This is a genomic window from Roseovarius aestuarii, from assembly GCF_019966515.1.
Lineage (GTDB): Bacteria > Pseudomonadota > Alphaproteobacteria > Rhodobacterales > Rhodobacteraceae > Roseovarius > Roseovarius aestuarii.
Window position 1 is genome coordinate 84,921 of sequence record NZ_JAIMIB010000019.1, and the last position, 16,946, is coordinate 101,866.

Annotated in this window: 7 protein-coding genes; 3 read left to right on the top strand and 4 right to left on the bottom strand. The window is 57.7% G+C overall.

All coding sequences use genetic code 11. The features are described from left to right. Positions 1-287: 287 nt before the first annotated feature. From LC334_RS19000 to LC334_RS19010, 3 genes are all read right to left on the bottom strand, one after another. Entirely contained in the window at positions 288-6,104 is a 5,817-nt protein-coding gene (locus tag LC334_RS19000; protein ID WP_085801799.1) for a toxin TcdB middle/N-terminal domain-containing protein, read from the bottom strand. A gap of 2 nt (positions 6,105-6,106) precedes the next feature. After that, positions 6,107-9,757 carry a Tc toxin subunit A-related protein gene (locus tag LC334_RS19005; protein ID WP_085801800.1) on the bottom strand — a complete coding sequence of 1,217 codons (3,651 nt, stop codon included), beginning with the start codon at positions 9,755-9,757 and terminating at the stop codon, positions 6,107-6,109. Positions 9,758-10,100: 343 nt separating this feature from the next. Further along, positions 10,101-11,168: a CAP domain-containing protein gene (locus tag LC334_RS19010; RefSeq protein WP_085801810.1), complete on the bottom strand. Its 1,068-nt coding sequence runs from the start codon at positions 11,166-11,168 to the stop codon at positions 10,101-10,103. Positions 11,169-11,793: 625 nt separating this feature from the next. On the opposite strand from LC334_RS19010, the gene LC334_RS19015 reads away from it, so the two are divergent. Beyond that, the gene (locus LC334_RS19015) at positions 11,794-13,200 is read left to right on the top strand and encodes a selenium-binding protein SBP56-related protein (RefSeq protein ID WP_085801802.1); all 1,407 of its coding nucleotides are present in this window, start codon (positions 11,794-11,796) and stop codon (positions 13,198-13,200) included. Between the two features lie 12 nt (positions 13,201-13,212). Continuing rightward, positions 13,213-13,884 (top strand): hypothetical protein, encoded by a 672-nt coding sequence (locus tag LC334_RS19020; RefSeq protein WP_370737946.1) that lies wholly within the window; start codon positions 13,213-13,215, stop codon positions 13,882-13,884. A gap of 144 nt (positions 13,885-14,028) precedes the next feature. Here the strand turns inward: LC334_RS19020 and LC334_RS19025 are convergent, their stop codons facing one another. Then, positions 14,029-15,390, bottom strand: a complete 1,362-nt coding sequence (locus LC334_RS19025) for a sulfotransferase family protein (protein WP_176237746.1) — start codon at positions 15,388-15,390, stop codon at positions 14,029-14,031. A gap of 425 nt (positions 15,391-15,815) precedes the next feature. Here LC334_RS19025 and LC334_RS19030 point away from each other — a divergent pair, with 425 nt between their 5' ends. Continuing rightward, positions 15,816-16,847, top strand: a complete 1,032-nt coding sequence (locus LC334_RS19030) for an SDR family oxidoreductase (protein WP_085801805.1) — start codon at positions 15,816-15,818, stop codon at positions 16,845-16,847. The last annotated feature ends 99 nt before the right edge of the window (positions 16,848-16,946 follow it).

Consider the following 16,946-nt stretch of genomic DNA (forward strand, 5'->3'; position numbering starts at 1 on the left):
CCCCCTCCACTAATGTATCGACCAAAGAATTCGACAGATGAATAAGTCAAAGCATAGCATGGAGAGTTGGCGGTCTCGCAAGACAGTGATGATATTTGTGAAAAAGCTGTGAAGCCGCTCTTAGATTGGCGAAGTCAATCGAAATAGACTTGCAGGGCTGACTAAGCGTGGTCGTCTCATGAGTGTCGCCCAATAACATTCGCTCAACAATTTCGAAGTTGCCAAAACGCAGTCGCGGGCAGCACTGGCTTTGTGTATTAAACGTCTTATCCTGATGAAGGGCGACGTCAGGTACAGCCACCCCCACGTGCGGCGGCGTGCGCCCCGTCTTCGAGCGGGTTGCCGTAACCGCGTGTCGGGTTGCCTGAATTGAAACAATCCCACTGGAAGTTCCCGGCTGCCGCCGAGGAGATCAGGCCGTAAACGCCGCCCAGAAGCCAGAAGGGAATGAAGGCGTCCCCGAAATAGGTGTATTGGCGCGAGTGATACAATTCGTGGGCAAATAGTGCGTTGTTAGTGTTTCCCTCCCAGATGTTGACGGTAGCGCCTAATGTAACAGCCGAGAAACCTGCTGAGCCGGGATTATACTCAAACGCAATAACACCGCCCTTGAACCACTCAACATCGCCCCACAGCCCGAAGCCCGTTCCGAATCCGCCGATCAGCAGGCCGATCGTCGAGGTCACGGGGGAAGAGGCGAACTTGATCGCGAAGCTCAGGAAGCCAAGGAAACGGGAGCCGAAATCATCCCCCATGGCGGCCTGATCAAGCGCCCCGGTGACCGCCGGTTTCAGCAGCATCGCCGCGCCCACGATGAAAGCTCCAGCGAGACCACCCACTGCAAAACCGATCCCTACGGCGACCGCACCCATCAGGCCCGAAAACAAGGCTTCGCTCAACTGCCAGGTACCGCCTGACACCGCTTGGTTGATCGAGTAGGCGCCGACCCCCACCGCGAAGCCGATCAGAGCCGCGATCCCGAGAGCCGCGAGGAAGGCAAAGCTCCCGTCCGGGTCGAGCATGTTGACCGGATTGTTCATCACGAAAGTGTAGAGCGCAAGCTGGCGCGGCGAGGCGAAGAAACGGTCCGGCTGGTGTTCAAGGAACTGCCGGTCTGGCGAAAGGAATCGCCCAAGCTCCGGCAGGTAGTAACGCGACCCGAAAAAGACCATCTCGCAGGCTTCGTCGTACTTTTTGCCATTGTATCGGAAAGGCCCCGGGATGCCGCCGGTCGTGGTCGCAATGCGGCCAAAGGCGTAATAGGTTGTTGTTCCGAACAACGATCCTGTCGCGAGGTCGGTCGCCGCCACATGGCTGCGCAAGTGATCCTGATGGAAAACGGCCTGCGTGCCGTCCGAGCGCACCATCGCCAGCGCACCTTCGGGGTCGAACACGATCCGGGTGGTGGTCGCCCCGTTGATCAGAAAGACATCGTCGAAGTTGAACTCGGTATCAGTGACGGCGCCGACGGTGACCTGCGTGACAACCCGAACGCCCTGGTGGTCGTATTGATACGTGATGACCGTGCCATTGCTGTGGTCGATCCGGGTCAGCCGATTGCGGGCGTCGAACGTGTATTGGCAGGTTGGTGTCTGGGTGATGTTGCCTGCCGCATCGTAGGCGTACCCTGCGGGCGCCGCAGGTGTGCCACGGTCGGTCACCTGAAACGGATGTGCTGGATCGCCGTGAACAATGGCATCTGGCCCGAAGCTTTCCGGATAAGCCGTCAAGTTCGCGTGGGCATCGTAGTCGTAGACATTTGCATAGGCGCCACCACCGTCGATCCCGGTTTCTTCAAGAATCTGGCTGAGGCCGTCGTGATGATAACCCCTTGTGTTCGTCACATGTCCGGGAACATTTGCGGCATCGGTGATGGTTTCGACAGCGCCGAGCACATCGTAGGCGTAGGTCGCATCTACGTAAGTGGTCGTCCCGTCCGGGGCGGTTGTGACCTGTTGCAACAGCCGCTGTGACCCGGGTTCGTAGATGTAACGTGTCACGACGCCCGAGGCATACTCGATCTGCGCTTTCCGACCAGTGGCGGTGTAGTCAATCCGGTTGACAACACCCGGGATGGCGCGGAGCAGGCCACCCTCGTCATAGAGCATGTCCTGCGCAAAGCCGTCGGGGTAGATCACCGTCTGATACCGGTCGAGGGCGTCGGTCAGGTAGGTGAAGGTCTGCGGCGCGGCGAGACCGGGAAACTCGCGTGTCTTGGATTGCAGGCAACCGCAGGGACCGTAGCCGTAGCGCACCACTCCAAAAGGACCGGTCACCTGTGTGAGCTTGCCCATGGTGTGTGTTTCGCCCGGTTCGCCGACGTCATAGCGATAGGATTCCTCCGGCGATCCTGCTGGGCCGCCATGGCGCAATTCGGTGATCCGGTTCAATCCGTCATAGCTGTTGTGAACCCGGTCGCCCTTGCCGTCCTGGCGCTCTTCAAGGTTCCCGCTGGCATCGTGAAAAAAAGTCCATGTGCCCGCATCGCGGTAGACTGAACGGATGCGCCGCCCGAGACAGTCGTAGGTATTCGATGCGAAGGTGTCGCGGTTGATCTCCACGCCGGTCCGGCGTCCGGCGGCGTCGTAGCTGTAGCGCGTCTCGTAAGCCCCGGTCTCGTGCTCTTCGCGTATCAGCGTTACCCTGCCAAGCGCGTCGCTGTGGACACGCTGCGGGGTGTTGGCCTTCGCATTACCGGGTGTCGTATCGAGATCGAAGGGATCAGAATGCACCGCTTGGCCAAGCGCGTATTCAGAGCGGTAGACCTCACCGTTCCAGTCGGTCCGGCTCAGGGTTCGGCCCAGGGCGTCGTAGGTGATCCGTACGGCCCGATCAGCGGCCGTTTGATCCGCTGTCGAGAAGTCGAGTCCGGTGCTGAAGTAAGGCTCCAATTCCAGCTCCAACAGGCCGCGAGTGTTCAGATCCTTTCGCCCGCTGACGACAATCTGGCTATCGGCGGCCTCCGCGCGGGTCTGGATCACTTCGCCGACCCCGTCGAAGAACTGCACCTTGCGGTGTTGCGGGCCACCTGGTTCCGCGCGTGTCAGGGTTTCGGTCCGCATTGGCACTGCGGTTTCGTCGTAGCGATGTTCCATGAACGGCTGACCGGGCGCGTCGTCGAAGCGCGAGGCCGAGATCAGCCGGCCTGCAATGTCATAGGCGAAACCGCGTTCAACGCCGTTGACGTCGGTGTAGCGGTTGATCCCGCCGTAACGCAGATCGTATTCGGCCCGGATTTCGGCGCCGTTGTCAAAGACAATTCGCGCCGGATAAAGGTTGTGATTGTCAAATTCGATCACCGTCGGCGTGCCGCGTTCATTGCGGCGCTCTGCAAGCAGTCCATTGGCATCGCGGCGCTGCGAAACACTGTCGACCCAAAAGCTGCCGCCAAGCTCGGCGTCATTTCGGCTGTGATAGCCAGCATTGGCAATCCGCGCCGGATCGAACCCGAAGATGTCATGCTCGGGCAGCATTGCCAGATCGGTCTCGCGGGTCAGATTGCCCACCGTGACCTGACCCTCCGGCAGCCCGGCGAAATCCGGCCCGTCGTAATGCCGGACCTTGGCGGACAGGACGTTGCCCGCGCCATCGCGGGTAACATCGCGTACCGGCAGGCCGACCAGCCAGTCGGGTTCGTTACTGGTGTAGCTGCGCGTGGTGACGGTCACGTTCTCTTGCGGCGCGCCGTCGTTCCAGGTCGCGGTTTCGCGGATTTCGGTAACGTTGCCGAAAGCGTCATAGGTTTCGACCGTGCGCCGCTCCATGGCGTTTGCCCCGCGTTCCAGCGTTCGGGCTATTGCCTCGGTCCGGCGGATATGGCGGATCGGTTCACCGTCTTCTCCAACGGCCAGCTCAACCATCTCGAAACGCGACTCTTCCTCCTGATAGGGACGATGCGCATTGACCGAACCGTCCTCGCCGAAGGTACGGGTCAGAAAGCTGAGCCCCTTCCTGCCCGGATCGAGTGTGTGGAAATAGCTGACAGTGGCGAGCGTCGGGATGCTCGCATCGCCCAGGTCCCGGCGGGTGCCACGCCCGAACCCCGTGAAAGTACGTGTGTCGCCGTCGAAGTGCCCGTTGCGGTATTCGAACTCGCTGGATGAGGTGAGGCCACGCGCCGGGTCGGTGACGTCGATACGGGCGACCACCGGAACCGGGAAGGGCAGGAAACCCGCCTGTTCGATATCCGGGTCGTCGCGGTCGCGCGCCCAGTCGGTCGAGGTGCTATAGGTCAGGCGGGTTTCCACCTGCCGGTTATTGACGATCCGGGTCAGCAGGTAGGGCTTCGTCCCGCCTGTCGGGTCAAGATATCGGTAGGCGTCACGTCCGCGCAGGGCGGCCGGATAACTCCATAGGATGCCGCGTGTGCCGCGCCCGCGCATGTCGGCGATCAGGATCGCGGCGGCCGCCATCGGCGGCGTGCCGGGAATGGTCACCGGCGGCGCGAAACTGCGGCCTGAGCGGTTGATCCAGATCATCACCCGGTCGAAATCGACGTAGATGACATCCGCCATGCCGCTGCCGTCAACATCCGCAAGGAACAGCCGATCTGGGTCGTAGTGTCGGGGCAATTCCGGTGCGTTTGCAATGTGCCGGGCACCGCCCCAGCGGCCCTGGCCGAGGTTCGGATACCAGACCACGCGGCGGTCGTGGATCGACACAAGGTGCGAGCGTCCATCGCCTGCCATATCGGCAAAGCGGGTGTGGTCGTCGGCAAGATCGACCGGCGGGAAATCCCCGCGTCCGGTGACCACGGGGGCCGGGTCCCATCCGTCGGCGCCCTCGTTGAAATAGTGATAGGCACGGCTGCCATCATAGGTCAGCAGGTCCACGCGTCCGTCGCCGTCAAGATCGACCAGGCGCGCCGAGGGGTCGGCCAGCGCCGTTGTCGGGCTTTCACGGTAGTCGATCTTGCGCCCCCATTCCCCACCGGGAATGGCTGGAAAGAAACCATTTGTCTGCGCGGCGGCGTCGATCAGATCGGCAGTACCGTTGCCTTCCATATCCGCAAGGATGAGGCTGCCGCTGCCCAGATCGGCTGATGTCGGCAGGTTGCCCAGACTGCGCGGCGCGCCCCAGCCCTCGGTTCCGTGATTGGCCCAGAAGCGCGCCGTGCCACCGGACATCTGGATCACCCCGGGTCGCCCGGTGCCGTCGAGGTCGAGAAGCGTGGTATCCGACTGGCTGAGCGCCGGTGGCAGATCGGACCCGGCATCGAGAATTTCCAGTTGGGCCGAACCGGGGTCAAAGGTCGTATACTCCATCGACACCGGGGGCAGAGCCAACTCGGTTACAGGTCCGCCCTGTGCAGTTTGCTCCTGCGCCACGGGATCGACACGCGTCAGCAGCGAAATCTCCGAATGTGCGGCTTGCGTATAGTTCAGGCGGTAGGTCTTGAAGCGCCGGGGATCGGGCACCGTCAGCAGGACGGCGATCTGGGAACAGCGCCTTGCGGTTTCCACTTCGTAACCGTCGCGGAAGGACGAATGGGCATCGGGGCGCGCTTCGTAGGCGAAGTGCACCTCGTAGATAGCATAGGCCACACGTGACAGATACGCGCGGTTGCCGTGCTCTTCCCAGGTGAAGGTGATGGTATTGCCGTTGATGTCGCGGATATCGTCCAGCAGCCATTCGCGTGTTTCGACCCCGTCACCCACACGCGATGACGGGTCAGTTCCCATCCGCAGTAGCTGCCCGGTCTTGGTACGTACTTCCCAACCGGCGTCGCCGGGCAGGCGGGTGATGCGCGAAAATTCGGCTTCGGCCACCGGCTGATACCGGCCGCCACCGACCGGGGACAGTCGACGTCCTTCGAACAGGAAGACGGGATCTACGCCGCGGCGTCTGCGGTCGGGATCAATGCGGATCGAGGGAACGCGCAACTCCCACCCCAGCCCGAAAGGGCCGTTGCCCTTGCCGGTCGAGTAACTCAGGACAAGGTTCGGTTGGTGGTCATCCACCCCTTTGGGCAGCCGGATCGGGATCTGGTAAAGCCCGCCGCCGGTATTGAGGTTGATCTGAAATTCCTCGTCTATTGCCCGCGCCGCACCGCCACCCTTCGGGAGCGGCAGGACCGTGGAGTCTGTGCCATTCTGCGCCGCCATCTTTAAAGTCCCCGATAGTCGAAATCGTATTCGAGGAAGAGGAAGACGTCGCGGATCGTTGACCGGTCGAAGCCCGGATTATCCACCTCGGGTGCGGCAACCCGCCAGTCGGCGATCACCGGATTTCCCCTGAGTGCGTTCAGAGGTGCCGGATCGTTCGGATCCGAGCGCACGGTGCCATTGGCGTCCGTGGTATCCTGCCCCTGATCGCCTCCGGTCTCCACCGTCAGCGAGATGCCGGACGGATCGGCACCGTCCTGCCGCACCACGCGGATGGCGACCTCTTTGATCGCGAGGTTTTCCTGATTGTAGGCGAAATCGGCGGCCCGTAGATCGAAATTCATCTCTCCGGTGTCGAGGAAGGCGAAATAGGCGTCCGGCAGCAGGATGCGGAAGGGGATCACCGCGGCTTCGGAGCCTGTTGTCGGCAGGTTGCTGCGGATCGCGGTCTCCAGCAGCGGATCGTGCTGCGCCGTGTAATAAACGATCATCCGCACGTCCGAGATCGTCGAATAATCGAGGTCGTTGGCATGGGGCGGGATTTCCAGCGTCCAGCCACTGGCCACGCCGCAATGCTCGAAGACGTCGAGCACCCGGTTGTCCGGCTGATAGATCGCGATGTCGGCCTTGGGGCTGTACTCCGACAGCCAGAGCGTCTCACGCGGTTGCAGCCTGAAGAAGACATCGCCGTTCTTGCGCCGATCGCGTGAAATACCGGTGTTTTTCAACGTGCCGTGCACGCCGCCCGGTGGCAACAGCCCCTCGACCACCATTTCGACCTTCTTGATTTTTCGCATGTAGGAGCCGGGATAGGCCCGGTCGAAATCCGCAAGTGCCAGATCGAAATCCAGGATGCCGGTCTGCTTGAAAATCGTGGCAAAACCCTGGGGGTTCAGCGATGCCAGCGAAAATTCCTGTTTGATCGGCACGTCCTTCGCCTTCGACTGCATGATGCGGTGGAAGGTGAAATACTCGATATCCTTCAGAAGGTAGTCGGCGCTCAGCAGGCCTGATACGATGTTGGTGTTGTAGCTGTCCTTGATCGCGTTGACCTTGAACCCGGTTTCAAGCTCGTAGGCGAGCTCCATCTTATGGGCCACCTGCAGGGCGCGATACATATGCGAGGCTGAAATCCAGCGCATATGGGCGCCAAGCTGGAACCACACTTCGGGGGTGAAGGTCTGATCCTCGAACTGGTCAAGCAACTCCTCGGCATGGTCCTGGTGCAGCTGCGCGATGTTCAGCTGTTGCTCGGCCACATCGACACGCGCCTCGGCCGCGTCGACCTGCGCCTCCGCCAGATCCTCATTCTGCTCCAGTTCGGCGATCTGGCGGTCCATGTTGGCCAGTTCCAGATCGCGCGAGATCATACCCTTCTTGTAGGCGGCGTCTGCCATCACCTTATATGCGTCACTACCTTCAAGCGTGACGTTCTCGCCTTCCGAGGGTGAATAGTAGGTATAGGAAACCGAATAACCTTCCGGCCCGCCGGCGAACTGCGAGGCGGCATCCAGATGCGCCATCTCATAGGCAGCATCTGCAAAGTCCTGCCGCTGCTGTTCAGCATTCTGTCGGCGCAACCGGGCAAGATCCAGTGCCTCCTGCGTGACGTCGGCTTCGGCCTGGGCGTAGTCGAGCTGCTCCTCGGCCAGATCCACCTCGGCCTTGGCGCTTTCCACTGATTGCTCGATCTGCGTGCGGGTCAGTTCCTCGTCTTCACCCCGGGCGGTAAAGTTGATGTATTCCCGCTCGGCCTGCACGGCGAGCTGTGCGAAGTGTGTGGCCACGCTTTGCAGGTAGTCGAATTTGAAAATCGGGAAATAATTGGCCGGGATACCCCAAAAGTTCAGTCCTGCCTTGATCATCCGCAGCTTGGTACGGATATCGACCAGAATGCCGGTCAGACGTGGGTTGAGATCACTGTCGGCGGCATTGTCGAGGTCGTCGATGACCTGTGCGACCGTTGCGCCGAATGAGTCAAGCGGCCCGTCATACAGGAAGGTGTCGTCAGGTGCTTTTTCTTCCAGCGTCATGACCTCAGCATAGATATCGACCGCATCGACCGGTTTGCCCTGACGGAAAAGCAGATCACCTGACAGAAGCGCGGTTTCCGCCAGCCGTAGCCAAAGCGCTGGCATCTCGACGACTTCGTTTAGGAATTCGTAATTCGCTGCATCGCGGAAAGAGGCGATTGCCTCGTCGTACTGCCCAAGCTCTCTGTAGCAATCGCCGATCTTCACCGGCAGCGAGAAATAATAGAGGTGCGGCAGCCGCAGCGAAAAGTCGGAATCTAGATCGTAGCGGAAATTCAAAAGCGCAAGGTCGTCGCTTTTGAGGCGCGTTTTGTAGAGCGCGTCGATCACCGCGCTGTCGTCGATCTTCTCGTCAACCTGCCATGTCAGGTTCAATTCCGTTTTGCCAAACTGGGCGGCGAGGGATTTGGTTTCAAGTGCCGCCTCATTTTCGACAACGGTGGCAAGATCCTGAACCACCCAACCGTCAGATGCAGCGGGCATGTTTATCACGACCGCGGTTGCGGACGCGTCGATGGCTCCTGACAACGCATTGGAATCGAGCGTTGCGGTGTTTGTCGCCAAGGGCATCGAAACCATCGGCGCGGTACTGGCAACAAGTGTGCTCGACGGGGCGGCGCGTCCGCGCGGCCCGGCGATCACTCCGGGAAAGTTCGGGGTTGGCGCCACTGGCGAGATGACAGCCGGGCCGGAAGGGAAAGCAGGCGTGACAGGTGCCGTCGGCGTGGCCGGTGATTGCGCGGGCTTGATCTCAAAAGTCTGCGGAGCGACCGGGATCTTGCCACCTGCCTGAACCAGAAGCTGGTCGGCTTCTTCGAGGGTCTTCGTCGCTCCGTCGAAATCACCCGCCTTGGCTTGGGCGGCGGCCTGGTTCGTCAAGGCCTGTGACTGGCCGACGGTGTCTCCGGCCCTTTTATAGCTGGAGATCGCTTTCTTGAGCTGGCTCTGAGCCTGATCAAGCTGGCCTGCCTGCAGCAATGCCGTCCCCAGGTTCATTGCCATCGCGGCCTTCGCGGTTGTTTGAACTTCACCGCTGCCGCTTATCCCCTTAAGGCCCAGCTGGAAGAACTCGGCAGCCTTGGTCCACTGCTTGTTCGCCATGTAGTCGGCACCGACCATGGCAGCTTCACGCACCTCTGGCGCAAGTCCGGTTTCAGCCGTGACCCCCGCGTTCACGAAAGGCTGCATGTCTTTCACGACGCCAACAGGCAGGTTCAGCGTGGTGCTTCCGGCGCTGGAATAGATGCCGCTTGGAGATATCTTTTCGACCAGGTCGAGGCTCGTGGTCATTAGAAGCGGAAAGAGCTGGGTGTCGAGCGGAATGACCAGCGACGGGTTGAAAACAATGTCGGGATTGAAGCTTGGCTGCAGCAACCCGTAGATCAGGCCTTGCAGCCTGCGGTACCCTCGCAAGGCCCTCTGATATCGCCCTCGCTGGAAATTCCGATTAGCGCGCGCCAGGATCATCCGGATCTGGGCCAGCTTATGCCGTGACTTCAGGTTTGCATCCGGCTCGGGGTCGGCCTGCAAGACTGAAACGAGGTTATCGAAATGCGCAGTGTGATCAGTAACCGTGCCCTTGATCGAGGCCACGGACATCAAATTGTCCAGGTGTTTCATTGCCGGGTTCTCTCAATAAAATCATTTTGCTAGAAAAGCTGAGGTCGAAGAATATCTTTATGGTAATGTGGGTAATGGTATCATACAACCTATGGTATGTCGAGCTTGCGGTAGAAAAGCACATGGCGCGAGTGGCGCAAATTCGCTTGTTCGGGGTGCTGCTAAATGCAGATGTTGCGGCGATCTAAGATTTTGAAATGCGTTAATGACGCCTCTCATTTGCCGCCATAACTGGACGGCACGCCCGGTTTCATCGGCTCTGCCGGACCTGCTAAAGAAGGACGCGCGTCACCGGGGTGACACGCGTCCGATTGTTCCAGCTTTGGCGCCGGGGCGGTGCCACTCAGACCAGGAAGTCGCCCGAATCCAGTTGGCTCAGCTGTGTGTGCATCAGCGTGATCCAGCTATCATCGCCCGTCTCAATTCGCACATGGTTGTTTATTTGTGTCGCCGCCTGTTTGACATCACGGTAGCTATCGAAGGCATCGATGCCCCGAAGGTCGATCTTTTCCCGGGCCGTCAGGGCGTCAAAATCCATGATCTTGTCGCGGCCGTGATCGTTGGCGAATACAAACCGGTCATTGTGCTTGCCGCCTATCAGGATGTCGTGGCCGTCGCCGCCGTCTAAAACATCGGCCTGACTGCCACCGATCAGGCGGTCGCGCCCATTGCCACCCTGCAGGTCATCACGGCCGTGATTTCCCCGCAGAACATCATTGCCGTCGCCGCCGATCACTGCATCGCTGCCACGCCCGCCCGAAAGCTTATCCGCACCCGTGCCACCATTCAGCAGGTCATTTCCGTCATTGCCCCTGAGAGTGTCGTCGCCGCCATTGCCGTTCAGCGTGTCATCGCCACTGGCGCCCGCTAAAATGTTGGACACACCTGTGCCGTTCAGCTGCTGATCGCTGTTGTTCGGTGCCGGCGGCAGAGGTTGAGGTGTTGATCCCGGCTGGTCAATCTGCAGCGGGGCACTTGTGCGGGCAAAATTCTGCGTGACGAAAAGCGCGTCCCATCCATTATAATCGCCGCGTTCTATCCCGATGCCGATGACTTCGGTGTTCGGATTCAGAATATTGGCGCGGTGGCCGGAACTATTCATCAGGCTTTGATGCAGATTGACAACGTCATCTGCCAGCCCGGGTTGCCCACGCACACTTTGCCAGGCGATATTCTCGGCGGAAAGCCAGTTGCCGGTAAAATTGAAGTTCGCGTCTTCCATCCTATCCCGGGGGGATGACCCGCCAGCGCCCGTATGGCTGAACCGGTCGGTGTTAATCATCCACTGGCTATGATCCTCGGCTGCATCGTTAAGCCGCAATTCCAACTGCAGCGGGTTGAGATTCCGGCTAGCGCGTTCGGCGTTGATCAGATCCAGCATTTGGCGTTCAAGAGAGCTTGCTTTGGACATTAGACGGTTATCTTTCTTGTTGTTTGTGCCCCAAGGCGCCGAAGTTGAGTTGATTTCACCCGTCGCCTCCAGGAGTTTCATTACCAAGAGTGTCCGGTCTGTATAAGAATGGCTATTTAGTTATGAAGGCCAAAGTTTGGTCGTTCCGCCGCAATTTCGTCTTATTGGCTGATATGCGCCCATAGGATTGGAGGAAATCGGAGAAATTATGCCAACGCAATTCCATCTGATCGTATCTAAAGCCCGATGCAAATAGCCAGATGTAGGCTTCCTGCCCTGTCAGAACATCAACCTGACGTAACTTCGAAACGCTCTGTTTCAGTTTCGTTTATGTGCCATATCTTGGCCCTCCGTTTCCAAAAAAGAACGATGGGCCCATTCAGATGGGGAGGCTCTCTCATCACTATGGGTAACATCGTGGCCACGTTCGGCGTTGGGGCTGGGGGTTCTGTGCGCCGGCACGACACAGATGGGATACACAGTATCAGGCGTCAGTTGGCAGGGCTGGCCAATAACAATCAGCAGTGCGATCCAATTGTGTAACGTTGGCGAGATTTAGGACGACCAACGCGACTTAATTTGCGATACACTTGAGGTACGGGGTTGAAACCAAAGGGAGGAAAAGATGAATAGACCAATGAGACCGGACCCGACATTCCATGCGTCCCCGAAACTGGCAATGGAGGCACCGCCCGAGAACTTTGCCTTTACGGTGATGCTTGGCAAAGATTCCAGTCAACACGACGGGATTGCAGTTGTAGATCTGCGCGAGGGGTCGGAAACCTATGGCCAGATCGTTCATACGGTAATGACGCCGACCACCGGGGATGAATTCCACCACTTCGGCTGGAACGCCTGTTCCTCGTCGTTGTCGCCTTTATCGGGCCATGCCTTCCTGGAAAGACGTTATCTGATCGTCCCGGGCATCCGGTCATCGCGGATATACATTTTTGATGTGAAAGAGCCGTTGGAAGCCAAGATTCACAAGGTGATCGAACCCGAAGAACTGTTCAGGAAGACCGGTTATTCGCGCCCGCACACCATCCATTGCGGGCCCGAAGGTATCTATGTTTCGACCTTGGGTGGTGGTGGCCCCGACGGCACTGACGGTCCCCCGGGCATTTTCATCATGGACTGCGAGACCTTCGAGATCATAGGCAAATACGAGATGGATCGCGGCAAGCAGGACAAGCACTACGACTTCTGGTGGAACCTTCCGCAGGACTACATGGTCAGCTCGGAATGGGCCTTGCCGCCGCAATACGAGAATGGCGTGATACCCGAAGACCTTCTGTCGAACAAATATGGGCACTCGATCCACTTCTGGGACCTGCGGGCGCGTAAGAATATCCAGACGATGGATTTCGGTGAAAACTACCAGATGGCGCTGGAAATTCGCCCGGCCCATGATCCGACCAAATCTTATGGCTTCTGCGGCGTCGTTGTTGACACGACCAATCTTCAGGGAGCGATCTTTACCTGGTGGCGCGACGAAGACGGTAAGTGGCAGTCCAAAAAAACGATTACCATTGATCCCCGCCCCGAGGATCCGGAAAACCTGCCTGAACTTCTGAAGGGTTTTGGCGCAGTGCCGCCACTGGTCACAGACATCGACCTGAGCCTCGATGATAAATACCTCTATGTTGCCTGCTGGGGTCTGGGCGAAATGCATCAATATGATGTCTCTGACCCGATGAACCCGGTCCTGAACGGCAAGGTCGAACTGGGTGGCATTGGCCGCAGGACCAAGCACCCGAATGGCAAAGAGTTTATCTATGGACCGCAGATGGTCGAGATCAGCCGCGACGGCAAGCGGGTCTACTGGACGAACTCGCTTTATTCCTCATGGGACGATCAGTTTTATCCTGATCAGGAAGGAGGTCAGATGGTGATGGCACAGGTTGGAGACGACGGCAGTTTTGCGCTGGACCCTGATTTCTATATCAACTTCCCGGAGGGGTCGCGCGCCCATCAAATCCGCCTGGAAGGTGGCGATTGCTCTACCGACAGCTTCTGTTACCCGTCGGCATAATCCATGGAAGACATGACAGTGACGGCCCTTTGGTGGGCCGTCATTTTTTCAGGGCTCTATCACGGCGTTAATCCCGGCATGGGCTGGCCCTTAGCCGTGTCCGCCGCCCTGATGGAGCGTAAGAAAAGTGCCATGCCAAAGGCCCTGACAATGCTGGCGGCTGGTCACTTCCTGGCGATGATCGTGATCCTCTTGCCATTTTCGTTGATGTTTTTTCTGACCGACAACGAGCGCGAATTTCGTATCGGCGCAGGCGTTCTGGTTGTCGCCATGGGGGTGTATCTGTTGATCAACAGGCGTCACCCAAAGATCCTGGCGCGCGTACATCCCGCCAAGCTTGGGTTGTGGTCATTCCTGGCGGCCACAGCTCATGGGGCCGGTCTGATGCTGGTGCCAATTTTTCTGGGCATTTGCGGCTTGTTGGAACCCGGTAACATTACCGACACTGGCCATGCCGCCGCCCAGCAACTGATGAGCAGCAACGTTACCACGGCCTTGCTCGTCGCGGCCGCACACACCCTCGCCATGACCGGGATCGGCGCGGCGATTGCGGTCTTTGTCTATTTCTGGTTTGGCCTGAAGTTCATCTCTAAAAGCTGGTTCAACCTTGATCTTGTCTGGGCGTTCAGCCTCGTGTTTGTTGGCGCTTTTGGTATCTATTCCGCCTATGCGGGCCACCATTGATCCAATGATGAGCACCCGCGTGAGCCATCTCAAAATGTGTATGTTTGGTGGCAGTCAACTTGCCGCGGAACATGGCAACTCTACCGATTGCCGTGCTTCGCTTCAACGTCGGTTAAGCAGAGTCTCAGCTTATTCGTGAAAGATTCAGTCGTGCTTGGCCGGATCTGTAGTGAAGTTGTATTTGTCGAAATAGTCCAAGTAACGCATCCTCAATTTTTCTGTGTCAATCGCATATTCCTCGTTGGAATAACGATGGCGGCCATGTTTTCCTTGTTTATTATTGGCAAGATAGGCTTTCATCCGCTCTTCGAACTCAGGTGTGACATCCATCTCGAATTTCTCGTAAATCCGGCGCACCATCGCCATCGGGTCCGCAAAAGTGTCATTATACACCGCATCAATGATCTGGCTTTCACGTTCAGGATGCGCGGCGCGATATTCCAGCGGTCGTTGCCACGTCAGGCCCCAGAATTCGGTCGCCATCTGGCCAAAGGCATGCTTGTCAAAACTGCCCTCCACGTCAAAGGGAATAGCAGTGCTTTCCTGCAGGCGGGCTATTGATGGAGCATTCTTGGCCGGATTGCGATGGGTCACGACCACACGGGCGTCCTGAAACTCATCAAAGATCGCACCGAAATACAGCGCATAGCTCGGCGCCTTGTTGATCCAATGCGATTGCGCCGGCGCATAGGCATCCAGCATGGTGAAAAAGTTGCGCTCGTATTTCAGAAGCGCCGGAGCCGCGTCCGCTTCCGCGGATCGTAGCATGTATTCAAGCCCGGCCTGGTAGTGATGGACATTGCTCATGCCGTTGTGAACCTGCATGTAAAGCAAGCTCTCTTCTTTTTCGGTGGCCGACCACAGGTGGCTTTCGTTGAGCTTTTCGACAAAGCCTGGCGCGAATTTCGTGAGCAGGTTCATCGAAGCGTTACTTTTCTTGATACGGTCGTTCACCAGCGGATCTTCGCCTTGCCTGAGGGGCGGCAGGACCTTTTCCATCTCAAATGTGTAGGGCGAGCGCGAGCGCGGATCTTCGGCCAGAAGGCGATGTAGGAGAGTTGTGCCCGTCCGTGGATAACCTGTCACCAGCAGCGGCGCTTTGTATTTGCCATTCTTTTCAATGAAATCTGCGTTTTCTTCATAGAATTTGATCAAGGCCGTCCGATTGCGCAGATGCGCCACGTAAATGCCTTTCAACAACATCCGACCAATCGGCGAAATATAGGGGTTCTTGTCGATGCCTGTTGCGAACATTTCCACGCAGTCACGCAAGACCCGAATGTCTTTCTTCGATCCCCAACGCGGATGCAGATCGCCCGGCTTGTCGAACTCATTCAACATTGTCCTGGTCAGGTTGAACGCACTGGAACCGGTCAACGCTCTCTTGGTCTTGTCGAGCCAGCGCACCGGGGCCAGGAGTTTCGAGAATTTCACGTGGTTTCCGGGATATCGGCCCGAGGTGTCGCCTGCGGTCTTCGACGGATCGACGTGGTAATAATGTGGCATGTTTTCCCCCCGGCCTTGAATTCCTTTTTTAACCGAACTTAGCGTGCCATGCAGAACTGAGCGCTCATTCTTTGGCCCGCACTCGTGGCTTCTTGACTGGTACGCCATAATGACGGTGCACGAATGGGCAAAATTGCCCAAGAGTTTCAAGCGCGACCGGATTACTCTCGCTTTCGTCTTAGACCCTAATTCAAATCATAAAGATGTCGAAGAAAGCAAAAGGGTGCCATGTTTGTCTCAGGTTGGATTGCAGGCTGGGTTGTTTTCACATTTGGGTTCGTCAGAATCGCATTGATCGTTGCAGCAGCGATTATTTCTGCCCGCGTGGTGATGAGAAGATTTCGAATTTCCGAGAAGGAAGGCTCAATGGATGCTCGACCCGGATAAAAACGCTAGCCGCTTAACGCAATAATGGAGAAGATGCGTTGTCGAAATCTAACAAAACGGTGTTGGTGACGGGAGTTTCCGGCTTCGTCGCACTTCAAACAGCAATTGAGCTTCTGAACAACGGGTACAAGGTTCGCGGAACCGTGCGCTCAATGAAAAAGGCGGATCGCGTCCGTGAGCTTTTGGCGATGCATACCGATGTGTCGTCCCTCGAGTTTGTCGCGACAGATCTGTTGTCAGATGAGGGATGGGACGAGGCCGTCGCGGGATGTGACTATGTGGCCCATATTGCATCGCCTTTTCCACTATCGCCGCCGAAAGATGAGAACGAGCTGATTAAGCCAGCGGTTGAGGGCACGCTGCGTGTTTTGAAAAGCGCATCCAAAGGTGGTGTAAAGCGGTTTGTTCAAACCTCTTCGACGATGGCGGTGGCATACGGTCATCCCCACGACAGAATTGAACCCTTTACAGAAAACGACTGGACCAATGTCATTGACCAGGGTGTCTCGGCATATGCGAAGTCCAAAACACTGGCGGAACAGGCGGCCCGCAAGTTCATGTCTGAGTATTCAGGCCCGATGACCTATGCTTCCGTAAATCCCGGTTTCATTCTTGGTCCGGTTATCGACAAAAACCTTGGCTCTTCTGCAGGGCTGGTGCTGAACCTTTTGAACGGAAAGTACCCTGGAACGCCGAGGTTGAGCATGTTTTGCGTCGATGTGCGTGACGTCGCGAAATGTCATCGTCTGGCCATGGAAAACGATGGTAGCGGCTTGGACCGCTTCATCGCTTCAGACAGGGCGATATGGTTTCGGGACTTTGCCCAGGCGATCAGAGATGGGCTGGAAGAGCGGGCACGCAAGGTACCAAAACGACAGCTCCCGGATTTCGTGGTGCGCCTCATTGCTCTCTTTGATCCAGATGTCCGTTCAGTGCTGCCAGATCTCGGAAGAGCGGTGATAGTGGATAACACCGCGACGAAAGATGCGCTGAACATAGATTTCATACCTACAGAAGAAGCCGTGGTCGCCACAGCACAAAGCCTGATTGATTTAGATCTGATCAACTGAGCGGAAAACGGTTTCAGAAGAATGTCTAGCCCCCTGTTTCCGTACCACTGATTTGAGGTTTCTCTAATAAGGTTTCAGGTACTGGTGGGCGCATGTTTA

What these genes read in the sequence shown, in the direction of transcription:
- LC334_RS19000 (WP_085801799.1), bottom strand. Translation starts at nt 6,104, where the DNA reads ATGGCGGCGCAGAATGGCACAGACTCCACGGTCCTGCCGCTCCCGAAG.
- LC334_RS19005 (WP_085801800.1), bottom strand. Translation starts at nt 9,757, where the DNA reads ATGAAACACCTGGACAATTTGATGTCCGTGGCCTCGATCAAGGGCACG.
- LC334_RS19010 (WP_085801810.1), bottom strand. Translation starts at nt 11,168, where the DNA reads ATGTCCAAAGCAAGCTCTCTTGAACGCCAAATGCTGGATCTGATCAAC.
- LC334_RS19015 (WP_085801802.1), top strand. Translation starts at nt 11,794, where the DNA reads ATGAATAGACCAATGAGACCGGACCCGACATTCCATGCGTCCCCGAAA.
- LC334_RS19020 (WP_370737946.1), top strand. Translation starts at nt 13,213, where the DNA reads ATGACAGTGACGGCCCTTTGGTGGGCCGTCATTTTTTCAGGGCTCTAT.
- LC334_RS19025 (WP_176237746.1), bottom strand. Translation starts at nt 15,390, where the DNA reads ATGCCACATTATTACCACGTCGATCCGTCGAAGACCGCAGGCGACACC.